Here is a 3,914-nt window from a genome sequence, read left to right on the forward strand (position 1 = left end):
ACAGTTTTTTCAATTACCTGATTCTTTGATGTAATGGTGGGAAATACCACCATTATTAATAAGCTTTCTCCCTGTTCATGAACCAGTAATAAAGCCGCAAATCAGAAATTAATGGTGGTAAAGATTCGGAAAGTCAGGATATAGAATCCTCACTGATTCCCACGATCCTGGAAACAGCAGATACAGGCATATCAATGCTCATCTACACAACTATTGTTTCAAAGTGCAATGAGAATTTTGATCCCTTTCTTTGCCATCGAATATTGACTTTTTTCTTTTTGATTATCACTGAATTTTATTCTCGGTTCTCTTTCATGGACATATATGAGATACTGAAATATGTTAAGAAGTCTCCATGTACGTTCTTCTGTTTCATGAAAATCCTAGTATATACCACACACAGGACATGGGAATTTTGACAGCTTTGAAAATTTATGAAGATATCAACCCTCTTTCCATGCTGTTTAAACTTTATTTCCTTAATGATCCATGAGTCCTCTAAACCCAGAAGTTTTCTGAAAAGTTCCTCAGATTTCACAAAATGTAAACGAATAAGGGTTAATAATTTACTCTCAAAGAGTTGAAGAGACCCATATTTTTAATCTTGTTAATAACTTTTTTGTGCATTTAATAAAAGTATTGTATATAATTATTAATTAGAGGTTTTCCTAAAACCTTCACTTCGATCAGATATCTTTCTCCATTTCTGAAAAATCATTCCCTAAACCAGGATATTGTCTGAGATATGGCGTATTTCGCCATGTTTTTCCTCCAATTTTCTCATAATTGCCATAGCTTACGCTATCCTGTCAATAAATCTAACCCTTACAAGGTTGTAGCATATGTTGGTGAAGTATGTCTTCACACTTACTCTCTGCAATGTTGTAACCATTACATGGAAGAAGTGGAACATTCTTTTGAAGAATGCATAAGGATGTTCCACCATGGATTGTATTCTGGATATGGGGAGATTCCTTCTTATACTTTTAACAGGCAGTGAATGCCCTCTCACTGCACGATCCATTGTACCGTTGATTCCTTTGCATTCAGATCCGAAATATCCCTTATCACGGTAACATATTATTCCAGGAATGCTGAGATCGATCTGAGAATCATGAATATTTGCCGGTGTCACTGACAATTTCTCAATGATCTTTATCTCGTTGACAAGTGTATGTGTCTTGTATCCGAAATGCTTTTCATGATTCTTTGTTGCTGATGTGCCATCTTTTGATCTCAGTGTATTTGCATCCTCACCCCTTGGCTTGCCATATTCTCCCCTGTCCGCCTCGATGAAGGAAGCATCCTGCATTGTTCTAGGTTTATTCTTATGTGCCTGGCCAAGATCTGGTCTCTTATTTCATTGAAAACGAGACGATCCTTTCCTGTCTTTCATAATCTTTCACGGAAATACCATATGGTGTTCCGATCAGGTAACTTTTCTTGATGCCCAAGGAAATTCATGAATGATATGCGGTCTCTTATTTCCATCTCCACCTAAGGATCTGAGAGGTTATACCATTGCTGCAGTAAGAGGATCTTCATAATCAGAATTGGATCATAATTGGGTCTTCCACCCTTCTCTGTGTCATTCATGAATAGATCAGACATTATCGGTCTGATCCTCTCAAAGTCAATTCGATCCGATATTCCAGTGAAAGGGTCGCCCATTGCCTCGATCTCCTTGTAGAGTTCCAATAAGCCAGTGTGGTAAAAATTCATGTATCTTGATCATGAGGTCATGAAAAAGGATTTCGGTTGGGTTTTTGGAAAACTTCATTATATTTTTTATAACAATAAGTATATTAAATTATCTAGAATCAATAATTTCATTAATTAGTTGCTCTGAATATTTCTTCCAAGAAAATCTCTCTTTGCATTCTATAACTTTGCACAGCAAATTATCATAATAACTCCGATCCTCGAATATTTTTTTTACAACAATTGCAATTTCATTTTTATCCTTATTAACAACTAGATCAGGGGATATATTTTCAGAGATGAATGGCGCAAGGCCTAGAGCCTTATCAACTACGGGTATACAGTTATATGATATCGCATTGAAAATTGAAAGAGGATTACCCCTTTCGTTGAATCCAGCCCATCTAATTACTACTAGCGCCTTTTGATACAAATTTTGGAGTTCATCATCTGAATCATTTGATATAAGTTGTACATTATAATTTTCGAAAGTAATTTTTTTTATTAATTGCTCTTTTATATTATCATTAGTAAAAATTCCATGCATTATTATTTTAATATTTCTCATATTTTTTGCGATATTAACCACAAATAAAGGATCACGATCCTCGGTCCATCTAGTATCTAAAAGTATAAATCTCTCTTTATCTTTAACATTATAGTCAATAAATCCTATAGGTGGTCTTGTAATTACCTTAAATTTAAAATTATCCATAGTTTTTTTAGATATGTCCTGACTAATGGAGAGAAACTTGGTTTTTTTGCTGATAATACTTAGATATATATATATAAATTTTCTAATTAAAAAATTAAAATCATTGAATAGAGGTGCTTCATGTAAAAGAACTATACTATTAATTTTATTATTAATTAATAATGACAAGGATGAAAAATAATTTGAGAAAATTATAAAATCTGGTTCAAAATCTATCTTTCTTAAATATTTAAACAATGAAAATTGTATTGAAAATAGAGGCACATCATCCAGCTTTATATTTTCATGATTTTTTATAATAATATTTTTAATTATACTTTCAAATTTGTATAAAAATTTATTTGATAACATTGTATAATTAAAACCCTCCAAAAGTGGTAAAACATTTTTATAGTCTTTGGATTTGCCAAAAAATATGATTTTAACATCATTAATATCTGCGAAACCGTAGGCGATATTTCTCATTATCTTAAATGTACCATTATGTCCATTTAAAACATCGATCACAATAAGAATCTTCATTTAAATGCCATGAAAGTAAAACCATTTATTAATGTTACCATAAGATAGAATGGCAGGTAATAAATTGATTTTATCTTATAGTACCTAATAGAATTTAAAAATGAATTGTATCTGTATTTAAATTCCGTCATATTATAAAAAAAATCATTATCTTCATCTAAAAAAATACCTTTATTAATTTTTGTGTAATATATCCTTTTTTTAATATAGTCTATAAAATTTACGTTCTCCTCATGGTGTAAAATGATATTACCTGACCACCCTATCTTAAAATTATTATTTAACAATTTTCTAGTTAAATCAAGATCTTCAAAGGCATTTAGGTGTTTATTATAGCCATTGATATTATTAAAAACGGACTTCTTTATCATTCTAGGCGCCTCAAAATAAAGTGATTTGTATAAGCCTATCCTTTCGAATCTTCTTCCCATTGCTATTATCGTTTTTCCTAATGAGATTTCTGGGAATATTAAGGCATCATATTCTGATATTTTAATCAAAGCCGCATCCATAAAATTATCGGATAATTCCATATCGCTATCCAAGAAAAATAAAATGTCAAATTTTGCATGTTTTGCGCCTATATTCCTTGCCTCTGATCTTTTTTCCTTTGTTTCAATAAAATTAATGTACGGATTGTTTAAATCAATATTACTAGAAGTATCACCAACAATTATTACTTCGTATTTACAATATTTAATCGAATTTAACAATGTTTTTAGGTTAGCATTGCCCTTTACTGGGACTATTATTGAAACTCCAACCATTAAGACTTCATAATAATAATATATTAAAATCTATTCAACGTGACTTTACATGGTTTATTTTTATTGGGACTTCCCAGTGGCTCTATTCCAGTTTGTAATGTAATTCAAGTTTAGGGTGCTAATTCATATTTTCTATTCCCAGGATTTTCATGGCATTGATACCACGTTCGTCATGGGATGTCACCACCTTCCTTACCTCCTTGTTTCTC

3 protein-coding genes and 1 pseudogene are annotated in these 3,914 nt (G+C 31.5%); all 4 read right to left on the minus strand.

All coding sequences use genetic code 11. The features are described from left to right. Window positions 1-796: 796 nt before the first annotated feature. Window positions 797-1,312 (minus strand): transposase, encoded by a 516-nt coding sequence (locus tag ACNF42_RS08450; protein WP_443340332.1) that lies wholly within the window; start codon window positions 1,310-1,312, stop codon window positions 797-799. Between the two features lie 80 nt (window positions 1,313-1,392). Next, window positions 1,393-1,722 (minus strand): annotated as a pseudogene (locus tag ACNF42_RS08455) (transposase). An 88-nt stretch (window positions 1,723-1,810) separates the two neighbouring features. Then, on the minus strand, window positions 1,811-2,938 hold the full coding sequence (locus ACNF42_RS08460) for a glycosyltransferase family protein (protein ID WP_443340333.1): 1,128 nt from the start codon (window positions 2,936-2,938) through the stop codon (window positions 1,811-1,813). Further along, entirely contained in the window at window positions 2,935-3,705 is a 771-nt protein-coding gene (locus tag ACNF42_RS08465; RefSeq protein WP_443340334.1) for a glycosyltransferase family 2 protein, read from the minus strand. The genes ACNF42_RS08460 and ACNF42_RS08465 overlap by 4 nt, the downstream gene beginning before the upstream one ends. Window positions 3,706-3,914: the final 209 nt, after the last annotated feature.

It is taken from the genome of Cuniculiplasma thermophilum, from assembly GCF_052315355.1.
In the GTDB taxonomy this organism is placed as follows: Archaea; Thermoplasmatota; Thermoplasmata; order Thermoplasmatales; family Thermoplasmataceae; genus Cuniculiplasma.